This is a genomic window from Azospirillum sp. VT-I1 (assembly GCF_055698305.1).
This window is the reverse complement of sequence record NZ_CP168800.1, coordinates 501,289-516,870: the sequence shown is the minus strand read 5'-3', so window position 1 is coordinate 516,870 and position 15,582 is coordinate 501,289. Positions and strand designations below refer to the sequence as shown.

Annotated in this window: 17 protein-coding genes; 7 read left to right on the top strand and 10 right to left on the bottom strand. The window is 69.2% G+C overall.

All coding sequences use genetic code 11. The annotated features are described in order from the left end of the window. Positions 1 to 118: 118 nt before the first annotated feature. Positions 119 to 1,750: a CTP synthase gene (locus AB8P05_RS02430; protein WP_472758661.1), complete on the top strand. Its 1,632-nt coding sequence runs from the start codon at positions 119 to 121 to the stop codon at positions 1,748 to 1,750. An 87-nt stretch (positions 1,751 to 1,837) separates the two neighbouring features. Here AB8P05_RS02430 and lexA read toward each other — a convergent pair whose 3' ends face one another. From lexA to AB8P05_RS02390, 8 genes are all read right to left on the bottom strand, one after another. Then, a complete protein-coding gene (lexA, locus tag AB8P05_RS02425) occupies positions 1,838 to 2,560 on the bottom strand; it encodes a transcriptional repressor LexA (protein ID WP_455171721.1) in 723 nt (240 codons plus the stop codon). A gap of 211 nt (positions 2,561 to 2,771) precedes the next feature. Then, entirely contained in the window at positions 2,772 to 4,001 is a 1,230-nt protein-coding gene (locus AB8P05_RS02420; protein WP_472758660.1) for a molybdopterin molybdotransferase MoeA, read from the bottom strand. A 4-nt stretch (positions 4,002 to 4,005) separates the two neighbouring features. Further along, the gene (gene moaC, locus AB8P05_RS02415; RefSeq protein WP_472758659.1) at positions 4,006 to 4,506 is read right to left on the bottom strand and encodes a cyclic pyranopterin monophosphate synthase MoaC; all 501 of its coding nucleotides are present in this window, start codon (positions 4,504 to 4,506) and stop codon (positions 4,006 to 4,008) included. Then, positions 4,503 to 4,976 (bottom strand): GNAT family N-acetyltransferase, encoded by a 474-nt coding sequence (locus AB8P05_RS02410; protein WP_472758658.1) that lies wholly within the window; start codon positions 4,974 to 4,976, stop codon positions 4,503 to 4,505. The genes moaC and AB8P05_RS02410 overlap by 4 nt, the downstream gene beginning before the upstream one ends. A 4-nt stretch (positions 4,977 to 4,980) precedes the next feature. Next, the gene (gene trpC, locus AB8P05_RS02405; protein ID WP_472758657.1) at positions 4,981 to 5,784 is read right to left on the bottom strand and encodes an indole-3-glycerol phosphate synthase TrpC; all 804 of its coding nucleotides are present in this window, start codon (positions 5,782 to 5,784) and stop codon (positions 4,981 to 4,983) included. Further along, entirely contained in the window at positions 5,784 to 6,818 is a 1,035-nt protein-coding gene (gene trpD / locus AB8P05_RS02400) for an anthranilate phosphoribosyltransferase (RefSeq protein ID WP_472758656.1), read from the bottom strand. The genes trpC and trpD overlap by 1 nt, the downstream gene beginning before the upstream one ends. Further along, entirely contained in the window at positions 6,815 to 7,423 is a 609-nt protein-coding gene (locus AB8P05_RS02395) for an anthranilate synthase component II (RefSeq protein WP_472758655.1), read from the bottom strand. The genes trpD and AB8P05_RS02395 overlap by 4 nt, the downstream gene beginning before the upstream one ends. Positions 7,424 to 7,535: 112 nt before the next feature. Continuing rightward, positions 7,536 to 7,991, bottom strand: a complete 456-nt coding sequence (locus tag AB8P05_RS02390) for an STY0301 family protein (protein WP_472758654.1) — start codon at positions 7,989 to 7,991, stop codon at positions 7,536 to 7,538. 432 nt (positions 7,992 to 8,423) lie between these two features. Between AB8P05_RS02390 and AB8P05_RS02385 the strand changes: the two genes are divergently transcribed. The 3 genes from AB8P05_RS02385 (at position 8,424) to AB8P05_RS02375 (ending at position 9,882) form a co-directional block, all read left to right on the top strand. Continuing rightward, on the top strand, positions 8,424 to 9,299 hold the full coding sequence (locus tag AB8P05_RS02385; protein WP_472758653.1) for a divergent polysaccharide deacetylase family protein: 876 nt from the start codon (positions 8,424 to 8,426) through the stop codon (positions 9,297 to 9,299). 27 nt (positions 9,300 to 9,326) lie between these two features. Beyond that, the gene (locus tag AB8P05_RS02380; protein WP_455171712.1) at positions 9,327 to 9,533 is read left to right on the top strand and encodes a heavy-metal-associated domain-containing protein; all 207 of its coding nucleotides are present in this window, start codon (positions 9,327 to 9,329) and stop codon (positions 9,531 to 9,533) included. Between the two features lie 118 nt (positions 9,534 to 9,651). Beyond that, complete coding sequence (locus AB8P05_RS02375; protein ID WP_455171711.1) at positions 9,652 to 9,882, top strand: FmdB family zinc ribbon protein; 231 nt, start codon at positions 9,652 to 9,654, stop codon at positions 9,880 to 9,882. A gap of 145 nt (positions 9,883 to 10,027) precedes the next feature. On the opposite strand, the gene AB8P05_RS02370 is transcribed toward AB8P05_RS02375, so the two are convergent. Then, positions 10,028 to 12,013, bottom strand: coding sequence for a lytic transglycosylase domain-containing protein (locus AB8P05_RS02370; RefSeq protein WP_472758652.1), 1,986 nt, complete (start codon positions 12,011 to 12,013; stop codon positions 10,028 to 10,030). A gap of 35 nt (positions 12,014 to 12,048) precedes the next feature. On the opposite strand from AB8P05_RS02370, the gene dapA reads away from it, so the two are divergent. From dapA to AB8P05_RS02355, 3 genes are read left to right on the top strand one after another with little or no spacing between them, the layout of a single operon-like run. Continuing rightward, positions 12,049 to 12,924 carry a 4-hydroxy-tetrahydrodipicolinate synthase gene (gene dapA / locus AB8P05_RS02365; protein ID WP_472758651.1) on the top strand — a complete coding sequence of 292 codons (876 nt, stop codon included), beginning with the start codon at positions 12,049 to 12,051 and terminating at the stop codon, positions 12,922 to 12,924. A 30-nt stretch (positions 12,925 to 12,954) separates the two neighbouring features. Further along, positions 12,955 to 13,428, top strand: a complete 474-nt coding sequence (gene smpB, locus AB8P05_RS02360) for an SsrA-binding protein SmpB (RefSeq protein WP_014247453.1) — start codon at positions 12,955 to 12,957, stop codon at positions 13,426 to 13,428. Between the two features lie 5 nt (positions 13,429 to 13,433). Next, positions 13,434 to 14,468 (top strand): methyltransferase, encoded by a 1,035-nt coding sequence (locus AB8P05_RS02355; RefSeq protein WP_472758650.1) that lies wholly within the window; start codon positions 13,434 to 13,436, stop codon positions 14,466 to 14,468. Positions 14,469 to 14,558: 90 nt separating this feature from the next. Here the strand turns inward: AB8P05_RS02355 and AB8P05_RS02350 are convergent, their stop codons facing one another. Continuing rightward, positions 14,559 to 15,542, bottom strand: coding sequence for an aldo/keto reductase (locus AB8P05_RS02350; protein ID WP_472758649.1), 984 nt, complete (start codon positions 15,540 to 15,542; stop codon positions 14,559 to 14,561). Between the last annotated feature and the right edge of the window lie 40 nt (positions 15,543 to 15,582).

Genomic DNA, 15,582 nt, shown 5'->3' with positions numbered 1-15,582 from the left:
TGGGGAGAAGCACGATCCATCCCCTCTGGGGAGAAGGACAATTCCGTCCCCTATGGGGACATCAGCCATCCGTCCCCCCACGGGGACATGGAACAGCTCTCAAGCTCTTCGGACGGACATGACTCGCTACATCTTCATCACCGGTGGCGTCGTTTCTTCGCTGGGCAAAGGTCTGGCGTCGGCGGCGCTTGGGGCGCTTCTCCAGGCGCGCGGCTACAAGGTGCGTCTGCGCAAGCTGGACCCGTACCTGAACGTCGATCCCGGCACGATGAGCCCCTACCAGCACGGCGAGGTCTTCGTGACCGACGACGGGGCTGAGACGGACCTGGACCTCGGCCATTACGAGCGTTTCACCGGCGTGTCGGCCCGCAAGGGCGACAACATCACCACCGGCCGCATCTATTCCACCGTGATCGCCAAGGAGCGGCGCGGCGACTATCTGGGCGGGACCGTCCAGGTCATTCCGCACATCACCGACGAGATCAAGGAGTTCATCCGTGCCGACGCGACGGATGAGGATTTCGTCCTGATCGAGATCGGCGGCACGGTGGGCGACATCGAGTCGCTGCCCTTCCTGGAGGCGATCCGCCAGTTCGGCAACGAGGTCGGGCAGGAGAACGTCCTCTACATCCACCTGACCCTGCTGCCCTACATCCCGACCGCCGGCGAGCTGAAGACCAAGCCGACCCAGCATTCGGTGAAGGAGCTGCTGAGCGTCGGCATCCAGGCCAACATCCTGCTGTGCCGCGCCGACCGTCCGATTCCGGAGAACGAGCGCAAGAAGATCGCGCTGTTCTGCAACATCCGTCCGGAGCGGGTGATCGCGGCGCTGGACGTCGATTCGATCTATCAGGTGCCGATCAGCTACCACGAGGAAGGCTTCGACACCCAGGTCCTGAGCTATTTCGGCCTGCCGACCGACAAGGAGCCGGACCTGTCGCGCTGGACCCGCATCATGGAGCGGGTGCGCAAGCCGCAGGGCGAGGTCACCATCGCGGTGGTCGGCAAGTACATCAGCCTGCTCGACAGCTACAAGTCGCTGGCCGAGGCGCTGACCCACGGCGGCATCGCCAACAACGTCAAGGTCAACCTCGACTGGATCGATTCGGAGATCTTCGAGGATGACGACGCGGCGGTGAAGCGTCTGGAGAACGTCCACGGCATCCTGGTGCCGGGCGGCTTCGGCTCGCGCGGGACGGAAGGCAAGATCCGGGCGGCCAAGTTCGCTCGCGAGCGCAAGGTGCCCTATTTCGGCATCTGCTTCGGCATGCAGATGGCGGTGATCGAAGCCGCCCGCAACATGGCGAAGATTGAGGATGCCGGCTCCACCGAGCTGGGCAAGCCGGGCAACCCGGTCGTCGGCCTGATGACGGAGTGGATGCGCGGCAACACGCTGGAGCGCCGCGGCGAGGCCGGCGACCTGGGCGGCACGATGCGGCTGGGCGCCTATCCGGCCAAGCTGCAGGAAGGCAGCAAGGTCGCCGAGGTCTACGGCACCACCGACATCTCCGAACGGCACCGTCACCGCTATGAGGTGAACGTGTACTACAAGGAGCGTCTGGAGCGCTGCGGCATGCGGTTCAGCGGCCTGTCGCCGGACGGGGAACTGCCGGAGATCGTCGAGATTCCCGACCATCCCTGGTTCATCGGCGTACAGTTCCACCCGGAACTGAAGTCCAAGCCGTTCGAGCCCCATCCGCTGTTCACCGCCTTCATCAAGGCGGCCATCGACCAGAGCCGGCTCGTCTGAGGAGCGTGGGGGGCGACGTCAGCCCCCACCCTTACCTTCCCCGGCATTGCGGGAAAGGCGAGGGTGGAGGCTGACCGACGCAACTGGTCAGTACTTCCGGACCAGGCCGACCAGCTTGCCCTGCACACGGACACGGTCGGCGCCGAAGATGCGGGTTTCATAGGCGGCGTTGGCGGGTTCCAGGGCGATGGTGTTGCCCTTGCGGCGCAGACGCTTCAGCGTCACCTCGCCCTCGTCGACCAGAGCGACGACGATGGTGCCGTTTTCAGCGGCGTCGCAGCGCTGGATGATGATGGTGTCATGGTCGAGAATACCGGCCTCGATCATCGAGTCGCCGGAGACCTCCAGCGCGTAATGGTCGCCGCTGGTCAGCATCGAGGCAGGAATATCCACGAAGGCGCTGTTGTCGCGCAGGGCCTCGATCGGCGTGCCGGCGGCGATGCGCCCGTACAGCGGCAACTGCACCGTCTCGTTGGCAGCCGCCGGGGTCGGGGCAGGGGGAGCGGTGTCGCGGCCGGCGAAGGCGAAGTCGCCCTTGATGACGTTGGGCTGGAATTTCGGCTTGGGCGCCGTGCGAGAGCGGGCGGCGTCCAGCCCCTCGGGCAGGCGCAGAACCTCCAGCGCGCGGGCGCGGTGGGGCAGGCGGCGGATGAAGCCGCGTTCCTCGAGCCCCGTGATGAGACGGTGGATGCCCGACTTGGACTTCAGCCCCAGGGCGTCCTTCATCTCGTCGAACGACGGCGAAACCCCGCCCTGGCCAAGCCGTTCGTGGATGAACAGCAGCAATTCGTGCTGCTTGCGCGTGAGCATGGATGCCTCCCGGCCGTGGCCAGACTGAAGATGGAACAAAAACTAAACGTTGCTCCATGTTCTAGTTTGGTTCCTGCCGCGCGTCAAGTCCCCCATCGACCCGATTTCGAAGGTGAATGGAACATTCGAAACAGCATGCAGCAGTTTTCGGGCTGCTGTTCATTGTTGAATCCGATGATTTGGACCGGAGACTTGACTGGTTTGGCGGCGGTCAGATGCTGAGCGCACCATCGGTCAGGAGAAGCACGCTCACCATGGCGCCGGCCGGTTCCGGATCGGCGTTGGGCGGGCGCGGGATCAGGCAGTCGGCCTGGGCGTAGAGCGAGGTGATGGCGCTGTCCTGCCGGGCAAAGGGCGTGACGGTCAGGACGCCGTCGGCGCCGGCGGCGAGGGTGGCGCGCAGAAACTCCTCGCGCCGGTCGTTCGCCTTCAGCGCGGTGGTCAGCCGGGCGCGCAGCGGCGGCCGGTCGTCCTCCGGCGGCAGCCCCTGCAGCAGACGCAGGACCGGGCGCAGGAACAGGACGGCGGTGACGCCGGTGGATACCGGGTTGCCGGGCAGGCCCAGCAGCGGCACCCCACCGGCCCGGCCGAACATCAGCGCCTTGCCCGGTCGCATCGCCACCGTCTGCACCTCCAGCGCCACGCCGCGGTCGGCCAGCACGTCGCGCACGAGGTCGTAATCGCCATGGGCCGCACCGCCGGTGGTGACCAGCATGTCACAGCCGGCGGCCCCCTTCGCCAAGGCGGCCACACTGTCGGCCGTGTCCTTGGCGACGCCGAGATTGTGGGCGAGCCCGCCCTGGGCTGTCACCAGTGCGCAGAGGCCTAGCGCATTTGTGCTGACGATCTGGCTCGGCCCCAGCGGGTCGCCGGGCAGGGCGATCTCGTCGCCGGTGGCGAGGATGGCGATGCGCGGCCGGCGGTGGACCGACAGCCAGGGCACGTTGCCGCCGGCGGCCAGGGCGATGTCGCGGGCGGTCAGGCGGCGGCCCTTCGGCAGAAGCTCCTGCCCATGGGCGAAGTCGAAGCCGGCCTGACGGACGAAGCGGCCGGCGGCGACGGCCCGGCCGATCCGGACCGTCGTATCGTCGGCGTTGCAATCCTCCTGCATCACCACGGCGTCGGCACCATCGGGCAGGGGCGCGCCGGTGAAGATGCGCACAGCCTCGCCGGGGCCGACGCTGCCGCCGAAGGCATGGCCGGCGGAGGATTCGCCGATGCGGCGCAGCGGGATGGGGGTCTCGGCGGTCGCGGCGGCGATGTCGGCGGCGCGCACGGCCCAGCCATCCATCGCGGCGGCGTGGAAGGGCGGCTGGGTCAGCCGGGCGATGACCGGTTCGGCCAGCACGCGGCCGAGCGCGTCGGGCAGGGCGACCGTCTCCGCCGGCAGAGGGGCGAAGGCCGACAGGATGCGGGCGCGCGCCTCTGCGACGGAGATCATGGCGTCAGGCTCCGGCCAGCGGAACGCCGGCGGCAGCGCCCCATTCGCCGCTCTTGCCGCCGGCCTTGTGCAGCAGGCGCACGTCGGTGATGGTCATGCCGCGGTCCACCGCCTTGCACATGTCGTACACGGTCAGCGCGGCGACGGTGACGGCGGTCAGCGCCTCCATCTCCACGCCGGTTTGGCCCTTCAGCTTGCAGGTGGCGGTCACGTCCACCGCGTTGCGCGCCGGATCGCAGGTGAGGTCGACCTTGACCGAGGTCAGCATCAGCGGGTGGCACAGCGGGATCAGATCCGGCGTGCGCTTGGCCCCCATGATGCCGGCCAGCCGGGCGACCGACAGCACGTCGCCCTTCTTCACCCCGCCCTGCATGATGAGAGCCAGCGTTTCCGTCTGCATCAGCACGGTGGCCGCGGCGGTGGCGGTGCGTTCGGTGTCCGCCTTGTCGGACACGTCGACCATCACCGCTTTGCCCTCGGCGTCGAAATGGGTGAAGCCGCTCATGCGACGGTCTCCCGCAGGGGTTTTTCCATGAAGACGCTGACGCCGTTCTCTTCGTAGCAGGCATAGGGGCCGCGCTCGGTGAAGCCGGCCTTGCGGTAGAGCGCCAGCGCCTCGTGCTGATGGATGCCGGATTCGAGCAGCAGGGCGGTCAGCCCCTCCGCCCGCGCCTGCTCCTCCAGCCGGGCGAGCAGCCGGTCACCGATGCGGTGGCCGCGGGCGGCGGGATCGACATACATGCGCTTCACCTCGCCATAGCCGGCCGGATCGACGCGGAGCGCCGCGCAGCCGACCGGAACGCCGTCCTTGCGGGCGACGAAGAAGCGGACGTCCGGCGCCTCCAACTCCCCGATGTCGAGCAGGTGGCAGGTATCGGCCGGATAAAGCTCCAGCAGATAGCGGTCCAGCGCGGCGACCAGCGCGATCACGGCGTCCTGGCGCGGGCTTTCCGCGGCTATGGCGATCTCGGTCATCGGTTCAGACCGGAGCCAGCAGGGCGCGGGTCGCGGCGGTCACATCGGCCTGCCGCATCAGCGATTCGCCGACCAGGAAGCAGCGCGCCCCGACCTTCGCCATGCGCGCCAGATCGGCGGGGGTGTAGAGCCCGCTTTCGGCGACCAGCATGCGGTCGGCCGGCACGTTGGCCGCCAGTTCCTCCGTCGTCGCGATGTCAACCGCCAGCGTCTTGAGGTTGCGGTTGTTGACGCCCAGCAGCGGCGTCTTCAACAGCAGCGCGCGGTCCAGCTCGGCGCGGTCATGCACCTCGACCAGCACGTCCAGCCCTTGGGCGATGGCGGCATCCTCGATCTCCGCCGCCTGGGCATCGGACAGCGAGGCCATGATGATGAGGATGCAGTCGGCACCCAGCGCGCGGGCCTCCACGATCTGATAGGGATCGACCATGAAATCCTTGCGCAGCACCGGCAGATCCACCGCGGCGCGGGCGGCGACCAGATATTCGTCCTTGCCTTGGAAATAGGGCTCGTCGGTCAGAACCGACAGGCAGCTCGCCCCACCCTCGCGATAGGCACGGGCGAGCGCCGGGGGATCGAAGTCGGCGCGGATCAGGCCCTTGGACGGGCTGGCCTTCTTGATCTCGGCGATCAGGCCGTAGCGGCCGGCCTCGACCGCGGCGCTCAGCGCCCTGATGAAGCCGCGCGGCGGGTTGGTCTCGTTGGCGGCCCTGGCGGCGGCCTCCACCTCCGACAAGGGGCGGGCGGCCTTGCGGGAGGCGACCAGCGCGCGCTTGTCGTCGTTGATGCGGGTAAGAACGTCGCTCATCAGGCCACCGCCTCGTTGGTGATGGCGACCAGCCGGCGCAGGCGGTCGCGGGCGCCGCCGCTGTCGATGGCGTCGGCGGCCATGGCGACACCCTCCTTCAGCGTCGCGGCCTTGCCGGCCACATGCAGGGCGGCGGCGGCGTTCAGCAGAACGATGTCGCGGTAGGGGCTGCGCACCCCGTCGAACAGGGCGTGGATCGCCTCGGCGTTGACCTGGGCGTCACCGCCCTTCAGGTCCTCGATCCGGGCGCGGGGCAGGCCGGCATCCTCCGGCGTCACCTCGAACACCGTCACCTCGCCGTCCTTCAACTGGGCGACGGTGGTGGGGCCGGTGGTGGTGATCTCGTCCAGCCCGTCGGAGCCGTGGACCACCCAGGCCGTTTCCGAGCCCAGCCGCTTCAGCACATGGGCCAACGGCTCCACCCACTGCTTGGAGAAGACGCCCAGCACCTGCCGTCGGGCGGTCGCCGGGTTGGCGAGCGGACCCAGCAGGTTGAAGACCGTGCGGGTGCCAAGCTCGACGCGGGTCGGGCCGACGTTGCGCATGGCAAGGTGGTGGCGCGGCGCCATCAGGAAGGCGATGCCGGCATCCCACAGCGCCTTGCGCACCAGCGCGAAGTCGCAGTCGAGGTTGACGCCGAGCGAGCCCAGCACGTCGGCGGCACCGGACTTCGACGAGATGGCGCGGTTGCCGTGCTTGGCGACCGGCACGCCGCAGGACGACACCACCAGCGCTGCGGCGGTGGAGATGTTGTAGGTGCCGGCGCCGTCGCCGCCGGTGCCGCAGGTGTCGATGGTGCCGGGAGGCGCTTCGACCGGGATCGCCTTGGCGCGCATGACGCGGGCGGCACCGGCGATCTCGTCCACCGTCTCGCCGCGGACGCGCAGAGCCATCAGGAAGCCGCCCATCTGCGACGGGGTGGCGTTGCCGGACATGATGATGTCGAAGGCGAAGCCGGCCTCGGCCTCGGTCAGGGCGGCGCCGGTGGCGACCTTGCCCAGGATGGCCTTCATGTCGCTGAGATCGCCGCTCATGCCGCGTTCTCCAGGGTCGCGCTTTCCGGGCGGGGACGGGTTAGGTCCAGGAAGTTCTGCAGGATCTTGTGGCCGTGCTCGCTCTCGATGCTTTCGGGATGGAACTGCACGCCGTGGATCGGCAACTCGCGGTGGGCCAGCGCCATGATGAGGCCGTCTGCGGTCTCGCCGGTCACCTCAAGGCAGGCGGGCAGCGTCTCGCGCTCGACGATCAGCGAGTGGTAACGGGTGGCGCGGAACGGGCTGGGCAGGCCGGCCAGAACGCCGCGGCCCTCGTGCCGGATGTTGTCGACCTTGCCGTGCATGGGAACCGGCGCGCGGATCACCCGGCCGCCGAAGGCCTGACCGATGGACTGGTGGCCCAGGCAGACACCCATCAGCGGCAGGCGAGCCTTGGCGGCGGCGTCGATCAGCGGAAGGCAGATACCGGCGCGGTCGGGATCGCAGGGGCCGGGGGAAAGCACGATGCCGTCGGGGCGGAGCGCCATCGCCTCCTCCACCGTCAGGGCGTCGTTGCGGCGGACCTGCACGTCGGCGCCAAGCTCGCCCAGATAATGGACGAGGTTGTAGGTAAAGCTGTCGTAATTGTCGATGAGCAGCAGCATGCGCCTTCCACCTTCGCCCGGATCGTCGGGGCCGTTCCGCCCCTGTTCCAACGACGGACACCCTAGCGGCTGAGGGGGCGGATTTCCAGCCTCCGCGCAGAACTCCGCGGCATCAGCGGCAGTCGAGCTGCGGCAGGGTCTTGGGATCGTCCGACACGGCGCCGCGGATGTCGGTCTCCAGCGTCAGGGTGCAGCGGCGGATCTGGCGCGGCAGGTCGGCGGCGAGCGTCGCCTGGGTGTTGCGGTAGCGGCAGACGAGGAAGACATTCTCCCGCCGCGAACCGGAGAACTCCCAGACCTGGACGATGCTGCGCCCGCGCCGCACCTCGCGGTCGGGGGCGAGGGTGGCGGGGGTGGCGGAGGTCATCTGGCTGGCACGGTCGCCCTCGACGATGGAGATGCCGCCGAAGCTGTGGCTGTCGCGGCCGGGGTAGGGCGACCAGCCGCCGGGGGCGTCGGGCTGCGCCTGGACGGTCAGGCTGGCCGGGCAGTCCAGCCCCTGTGCGGCCGGCGCCGGGGTCGCGGCGGCGGTCAGCAGCAGGGCGGCGATGACAAAGATGGGACGCATCGGGCGGACTCTTCGGGCGGACTCTTGCGGATGGGCTCGGCCGGACGGAACCGGGGGCGCCGCAGCGGCCTTTTGCGCCGATTGGGCGATTGCGGTCACGGCGGCAGGGTGCCACTGTGCGGCGCCCATGTCGCAGGATGGACGTCGTCACCATGGCCCGCAAGGCGCCTTCGAAAGCCCGCAAGTCTCCGCTTCCCCCTTCCTGTCGAACCCGTTCCTCCTGGCGCTGGCCGCCGTCGCCGCGGTGTTCGCTGTGGCGTTGGGGGTGGCGACGCTTACCGGCGGAGGAGGGTCGGGCGGCGAGGCCGGCAAACCGGCGCCGGTGCAGCAGGCAGCCCAGCATCCGGCTGGGCAGCAGGCGGGTGGGCAGCAGCCGGTGCAGCCCCCGCCGGTGCCCCCGGCGAAAGCGGAGCCGCCGGCGGCACCCCGCGCGTGGCCGTCCAGCCCAATGCGGAAGGCCCTGAACATGCGGTGGCGGAGAAGCCGGCGCAGGCCGAAGTCCGCCCGCCCGCGACGGCGGTGGCGATGCTGCCGCCGCCGGTTCCGCCGGTCCAGACGCCGCAGGTGCAGGCCCCTCCCGGCAACGCCGCGCTGTGGCGCAGGAATGCCCTGCCGGCGGAGGTGCCGCAGGGCAAGCCGATGATCGCCATCGTCATCGACGACATGGGGCTGGACCGGAAGCGTTCGACCCGGATGGCCGGGCTGCAGGGGCCGTTGACGCTGTCCTGGCTGCCCTATGCCCGCGACCTGCAGGCCCAGGCCAGGGCGGCCCGGGCCAACGGGCACGAGTTGATGCTGCACATGCCGATGGAACCCAGCGTGAAGGCCGATCCGGGCCCGAACGCGCTGCTGGTCTCGCTGGACCGGGGGGAGATCGTGAAGCGGGCCCGCGCGGCGCTGGACAGTTTCGACGGCTATGTCGGGGTCAACAACCATATGGGCAGCCGCTTCACCGCCGACCGCGCCGCGCTGGCGCCCGTGCTGGCCGAGTTGCATCGCCGCGGCCTGCTGTGGCTGGACAGCCGGACGACGCCGAACAGCGCCGGCATCGGGCTGGCGCGGGAGATGAAGATGCCCTGGATCGGCCGTGACATCTTCCTCGACAACCAGGAGACGGTCGCCGCGGTCAGGGCCCAGCTGACGAAGACGGAACAGGTGGCGAGGAAGCAGGGCTACGCCGTCGCCATCGGCCACCCGCATGATGCGACAATCGACGCCCTGGCGTCCTGGCTGCCGGAGGTGCAAAAGCGTGGCTTCGTTCTTGTCCCGGTCAGCGCGGTGGTGCGGACGCATCATGCCGGCGGCTGACCCGACCGTGAGAGGAGCCCCGTGACGATGGCCGATGCATACAAGGTGGATGGGATGACCTGCGGCGGCTGCGCCCGCTCCGTCTCGAACGCGATCACCAAGGCAGCGCCCGATGCGGCCGTGACCGTGGACCTCGCGACCGGGACCGTGCTGGTGGATGGCGGAATTCCGGCCGACGTGGTGCGGCAGGCGGTGGAAGCTGCCGGCTTCGATTTCGGCGGTACGGCAGCCTGACTTTGGCGTCCTGACTGCGGCACCGTTCGCCGCGTTTGGTGCGGCGCAACAAAACCGTTTTCATAATGTGGATATTGCTGGATAATCGGGACGACGCGATTCGTGCGGAGAGGTCCCGATGCCGCTCTATTCCTACCGCTGCAAAGCCTGCGACCATGGGTTCGAGACCCTGGTGCGCTCGGGCGAGACGCCTGCCTGCCCGTCCTGCGGCGCCACTGACCTGACACGAGAACTGTCGAACGTGGCGCCGGAGGGCAAGTCCGGCGCCATCGTCCAGTCGGCCCGCCGGTTGGCGGCGAAGGAGGGGCATTTCAGCAACTATTCACGGGCGGAACGGCCGAAGGGGTGAGCAGTTGCTCCTTGCGGAGTTAGACCCCCACCCTGACCCTCCCCCGCTGGGCGGGGAGGGGAATGGACCTTTGTCGGCCTGCGGCGGCAGTCCCTCCCCGCCCAGCGGGGAGGTTAGGTGGGGGCTAGCCTCACCCATCGCCCCCCTACCGCCGCAGATCCCTGTCCAGGTTCGGCTCCACCCGGTCGCCGCCCAGACGGGCGCGGTAGACCTGGACGGCCTCCAGCACGCGCTGGACATAGTTGCGGGTCTCGGAGATCGGGATCAGCTCGATCCAGTCGACCACGTCCACCGCTTCCGTCCGCGGATCGCCATAGGTCTGGAGCCACTGGCGCACCCGGTTCGGCCCGGCATTGTAGCCGGCGATGGCCAGCACCCAGGACCCGTTGAAGCGGTCGATCAGCTCCGACAGATAGGCCGAACCCAGCGTGACGTTGTAACCGGGATCGGAGGTCAGCCGGGCCTGGGTGTGCTTCAGCCCCAGCTTGCCCGCCACCAGCTGTGCCGTGGCCGGCATCAGCTGCATCAGGCCGCGGGCGCCGGCCGACGACACGATGGTGGGGTTGAACGTGCTTTCCTGCCGGATGATGCCGTGGACCAGCGCCAGTTCCGGCGCCGCCGGCCGGGCGTCGATCATCGGATAGCCGGCATCGACCAGGAAAACCTCGTTCTGCGCGGCGTCCTTGGCGGCGGCGACGGCAAGGTCGCGGCGGCCGACCTCGCTCGCCAGCCGGGCGGCCAGCACATAGTCGGCCGGCGTCTTGGCATCCAGGCTGATGCGGCGGACGAAGCTGCCCAGCCGGTCGTCGGTGCTGCCGCCGATCTCCGCCAGCAGGCGGGCGACGCGCACCACCTCGCGCCGGTTGAAGGCGGCGGTATCGGCGCTGGACACCGCCGGCGGCGTCGGCAGAGTGACCGCACCATTGGAGACATGGCGGAAGGCAAGCTGGCCGTAGAAGGTGGTGGGGTAGGTCGCGGCCTTGGCGTACCAGTCGCGCGCCGGTTCCGTCTGTCCCAGCGCCTCCGCCGCCCGTCCGCACCAGTAGGCGCCGCGCGCCTTGCTGATCGGCGCCGAGACGGAGCGGTAGAGCTTGTGGAAATGGGCGAAGGCCTCCGACGGCTTGTCGAGGAAGCGCAGCGCCAGGAAGCCCGACAGGAACTCCGCGTCGGCAAAGGCGCTGCCCTCGGTCATGCCGTGGGTGCTGACGAGGCGGTAGGCGAGATTGAAGTCGCCGCGCTCCATCGCCCGGCGGGCCAGCAGATGGCGCTCCGGCCACCAGGCCTGCGGACGGCCGAGATCTGTGCCGGCGCGGGCCATGATCTCCAGCGCGCCGGCATCGTCGCCCTTGCGGCGCAGATAGCGGGCGCGGTCGAACATCAGGCCGGGATCGTCGCGCAGGCCGGGGGCGACGCGCGACAGCGCCGCATCGGCACCCGGGCTGTCGCCGTCCAGCGCGATGCGCGCCTCGATCAGCGTATCATAGGCCTCATCGAAGAAGGGCAGCATCCGGCGCACCGGCGCGTCCTGCCGGGCCCAGAGCAGCCGGTCGATGCGCGCCTTGTGGTCGTGCTGGCGCAGGTAGGGGGTGTAGTGGGCGAGGAAGGTCGCCTCCTCGTCCGGGGTGAAGGTGGCGTCGGCCCACTGTTTGCGGATCAGGCCGGTCGCGCGCTCCACGCTGCCGGTGGCGATCAGCGCGTCGGCATAGCGGACGAAGCCGTCGTTGGTCTGCGGCGGGGATTGCCGGAACCACTCCACCACCTCGGCCGGCGGGATGTCGGGCATCGCCAGCTCGGCCTGACGGCGCAGCGCCGCCATGTTGGGCCAGTCCGGATTGTCGCGGATGAAGGCCGTGATGTCGGCGAAGCTGCCGCCGCCGGGGTTGGCGAGCGCCATCCAGCGCAAAACCTTCGCCGGTAACGGGTCCTGCGCCCGCGACACGGCGGACAGCGCCTCGGCCAACCGGTCATTGTCGGCCAGCTTGAAGGCCTCGCGATAGATGGCGATGTCCTGGGCGCTCAGCGCCGCGGCGGGCAGGGCGCCGGGAACCGCGGCGATTAGGGTGAGGAGACCCGCGAAAACAGCGGTCCGGGCGCTCTTGCCGAGGGCGGCGGGGAGGGATAATGTGCGCAACTCTTTTTCCAGCTAAGCCGACTGAGGAGGCAGCCATGTTCCACGGTTCCATCGTCGCCCTTCTGACTCCGTTCAAGGGCGGGAAAGTGGACGAGAAGGCCTTCCAGTCCTTCGTGGAGTGGCAGGTCGCCCAGGGCACGCACGGTCTGGTGCCCTGCGGCACCACCGGCGAGTCGCCGACCCTGTCCCACGAGGAACACAACCGCGTCGTGGAGCTTTGCATCGAGGCGGCCGGCGGCAAGGTGCCGGTGATGGCCGGCACCGGCTCCAACTCGACCGACGAGGCGATCGCGCTGACCCGCCATGCCAAGCAGGCCGGCGCCCAGGCGGCGCTCGTGGTCACGCCCTATTACAACAAGCCGTCTCAAGAGGGTCTGTACCAGCATTTCAAGGCGATCCATGACGCGGCGGATTTGCCGATCTTCATTTACAACATTCCGGGCCGCAGTGTCGTGGATATGTCTGTGGCGACGATGGCCCGGCTGGCGAAGCTGCCGAACATCGTCGGCGTGAAGGACGCCACCGCCGACCTGTCCCGCCCGTCCCGCCTGCTGCAGGAGGTCGGCCCCGACTTCATCCAGCTGTCGGGCGAGGATGCCACGGCGCTGGCCTTCAACGCGCAGGGCGGCGTGGGCTGCATCTCCGTCACCGCGAACATCGCGCCGGCGCTGTGCTCCGCCATGCAGACCGCCTGGGCGAAGGGCGACCTCAAGGAGGCGTTCCGCCTGCGCGACGTGCTGTCGCCGCTGCACGACTCGATGTTCGTGGAGACCAGCCCGGCCCCGGTGAAGTTCGCCGCCAGCCTGCTGGGCCTCGCCAGCGACGAGGTGCGCCTGCCGCTGGTTCCGGCGTCCGAGGCCGCCCGTGCCGCCGTTCGTGGAGCCATGACCAAAGCCGGCCTGTTGTCGTAAGCGACGGAACGGGCCGTATAGGAGAGAGACTTGGCGACGCGCGAGGAAGCTAAAAAATACGCGGCGCAGAACCGCCGCGCGCGATTCGACTTCTTCATCGATGATGTCCTCGAGGCCGGGATCATGCTGACCGGGTCCGAGGTGAAGTCGTTGCGCGGCGGCCGCGCCAGCGTGAACGAGGCCTATGCCGGCCTGAAGGGCGGGGAACTGTTCCTGTTCAACGCGTACATCCCCGAATATCTCCAGGCCGGCCGCGTCGATCAGCATGAGCCGAAGCGCCCGCGCAAACTGCTGGTCCGCCGCCGCGAGCTGGACAAGCTCGCGGCCGGCATCAAGCAGAAGGGCGTCACGCTCGTGCCGATGTCGGTCTATTTCAACGATCGCGGCTTCGCCAAGGTCGAGATCGGTCTCGCCACCGGCAAGAAGAAGCACGACAAGCGCGAGAGCGAGAAGGAACGCAGCTGGCAGCGCGACAAGGCGCGGCTGATGCGCGACAAGGGCTGATTAAGGTGGCACGTCTCGACAACCGGGCCACGGACCGCGACTCCACCGTCGCCGCCGTGGCCGCCGAAGCCCTGTCCGAAATCCGGCCGCAGGGCCGGATCCTGGTCGCCTTCGACAGCGACGGCGCCATCGCCGAGGCCCTGCGCGACGGCGGGGCGGAGGTGGTGGTTTGGAACCGGCTCGCTGTTGCCAACAAGGGCGGCGGGCAGGTTGCAACGCCCTGGCCGGCGGAAGGGCCGTTCGACGGTGCGGTACTGCGCCTGCCGCGCGGTTGGGCCGGGTTCGAGATGGCTCTGCATGCGCTGGCCTCGCGCCTTGCCCCTGGCGCCCCGCTGTGGATCGCCGGAGGCAACGACGAGGGTGTGACCAGCGCGCCCAAGCATCTGGACGGGCTGGCCGAAGAACCGGACACCCTCATCATCAAGCGCCGCGCCCGCCTGCTGCTGACCCGCCGCACCGATGCGCCGGCCAAGGGGCAGTTGGAGGATTGGCGGCAGACCGTCAGCCTGGCGCTGCCCGACCGGACGCTGGAGCTGGTGTCCTATCCCGGCCTGTTCGCCCACGGGCATCTGGATGCCGGCACCGAATGCCTGCTGAAGGTGCTGCCGGAGGTGGCCGCCGGCACCCGCGTGCTGGATTTCGGCTGCGGCGCCGGGGTGATCGCGCGGGCGGTGCGGGAACGCCAGCCGGACGCGCCGCTGACGCTGCTGGACATCGACGCGGTGGCCCTGCACGCCGCCCGCCAGAATGTGCCGGACGCCGAGCTGGTGCTGAGCGACGGACTGGCTGGGCTGGGCACCCGCGAGCGCTTCGGCCTGATCCTGTCCAACCCGCCGCTCCACCGTGGCAAGGACGAGGATTTCGGCATGCTCGACGCGCTGGTGGCCGGGACGAAGCAGTATCTGAAGCTGCGCGGCACGCTGGTGGCAGTGACCCAGCGGACGGCCGGCGTCGGAAAGCTGTTCAAGGCTGCCTTCGGGCACAGCGACATGCTGCTGGAGACCACGCAGTTCCAAGTCTGGGCGGGGACGCCGAAGTAGTTAGCTGTCGGCTGCCGAGAATGCCCCCACCTATCCTCCTCCGCCCAGCGGGGAGGATAGGTGGGGGGCTAACGTCGCCAAAAACGCACCCTACACATTCACCCCCCGCATCCCCTCCGCCGTATAGCGGTCGCCCGCCGCGGCACCTGGGGGCAGCGCGTCGCCCAGCGCCTTCACCTCTGCTTCAGTCAGCGTAACCGCGGCGGCGCCGACATTCTCCTCCAGATACTTGATCCGCTTGGTCCCCGGGATCGGCAGGATCTCCGGCCCCTGGGCCAGCAGCCACGCCAGCGCCACCTGTCCGGGCGTGCAGCCCTTCTGCGCCGCCAGCGCCTTCACCTGCTCGACAAGAGCCAGATTGCGGTCGAAATTGTCCCCGGCGAAGCGCGGCGCCACCCGGCGGAAGTCGTTCTCGGCGAACTGGTCGCGGCTGCCGATGGCGCCGGTCAGCATGCCGCGGCCAAGCGGGGCGTAGGCGACCAGCGAGATTCCCAGCTCCCGGCAGGCCGGCAGCACCGCATCCTCCAGGTCGCGCGTCCACAGCGAATATTCGCTCTGCACCGCAGTAATGGGATGGACGGCATGGGCGCGGCGCAGGGTGGCGGCCGAGACCTCCGACAGACCGAGCGCCCGGACCTTGCCGGCCTTCACCAGATCCGCCATGGCGCCGACCGTTTCCTCCACCGGGATGTCCGGGTTCAGGCGGTGGGCGTAGTAGAGGTCGATGGTCTCGACCCCCAGCCGCTTCAGCGAGGCGTCGCAGGCCTGCGCCACATAGGCAGGACTGGTGTCGATGCGGCGGGCGTACTCGCCGGGCTGGCGGACGATGCCGAACTTCGTGGCGACCACCACCCTGTCGCGCTTGCCGGCCAGGAAGCGGGCGAGCAGCGATTCGTTGTGGCCGCTGCCGTACATGTCGGAGGTGTCGTAATGGGTGACGCCAAGCTCCAACGCCCGCTCGAGCGTGGCGAGCGACTGGGCATCGTCGGTCGGGCCGTAGAACTCCGACATGCCCATGCAGCCGAGGCCGATCTCGGAAACGGAAAGAATGCTGCCGATGCTGCGTTGTTTCATCGCTTTACCCCTCCCGTGCCGCGGCCGGGCGGATTACCCT

What these genes read in the sequence shown, in the direction of transcription:
- AB8P05_RS02430 (WP_472758661.1), top strand. Translation starts at nt 119, where the DNA reads ATGACTCGCTACATCTTCATCACCGGTGGCGTCGTTTCTTCGCTGGGC.
- lexA (WP_455171721.1), bottom strand. Translation starts at nt 2,560, where the DNA reads ATGCTCACGCGCAAGCAGCACGAATTGCTGCTGTTCATCCACGAACGG.
- AB8P05_RS02420 (WP_472758660.1), bottom strand. Translation starts at nt 4,001, where the DNA reads ATGATCTCCGTCGCAGAGGCGCGCGCCCGCATCCTGTCGGCCTTCGCC.
- moaC (WP_472758659.1), bottom strand. Translation starts at nt 4,506, where the DNA reads ATGAGCGGCTTCACCCATTTCGACGCCGAGGGCAAAGCGGTGATGGTC.
- AB8P05_RS02410 (WP_472758658.1), bottom strand. Translation starts at nt 4,976, where the DNA reads ATGACCGAGATCGCCATAGCCGCGGAAAGCCCGCGCCAGGACGCCGTG.
- trpC (WP_472758657.1), bottom strand. Translation starts at nt 5,784, where the DNA reads ATGAGCGACGTTCTTACCCGCATCAACGACGACAAGCGCGCGCTGGTC.
- trpD (WP_472758656.1), bottom strand. Translation starts at nt 6,818, where the DNA reads ATGAGCGGCGATCTCAGCGACATGAAGGCCATCCTGGGCAAGGTCGCC.
- AB8P05_RS02395 (WP_472758655.1), bottom strand. Translation starts at nt 7,423, where the DNA reads ATGCTGCTGCTCATCGACAATTACGACAGCTTTACCTACAACCTCGTC.
- AB8P05_RS02390 (WP_472758654.1), bottom strand. Translation starts at nt 7,991, where the DNA reads ATGCGTCCCATCTTTGTCATCGCCGCCCTGCTGCTGACCGCCGCCGCG.
- AB8P05_RS02380 (WP_455171712.1), top strand. Translation starts at nt 9,327, where the DNA reads ATGGCCGATGCATACAAGGTGGATGGGATGACCTGCGGCGGCTGCGCC.
- AB8P05_RS02375 (WP_455171711.1), top strand. Translation starts at nt 9,652, where the DNA reads ATGCCGCTCTATTCCTACCGCTGCAAAGCCTGCGACCATGGGTTCGAG.
- dapA (WP_472758651.1), top strand. Translation starts at nt 12,049, where the DNA reads ATGTTCCACGGTTCCATCGTCGCCCTTCTGACTCCGTTCAAGGGCGGG.
- AB8P05_RS02350 (WP_472758649.1), bottom strand. Translation starts at nt 15,542, where the DNA reads ATGAAACAACGCAGCATCGGCAGCATTCTTTCCGTTTCCGAGATCGGC.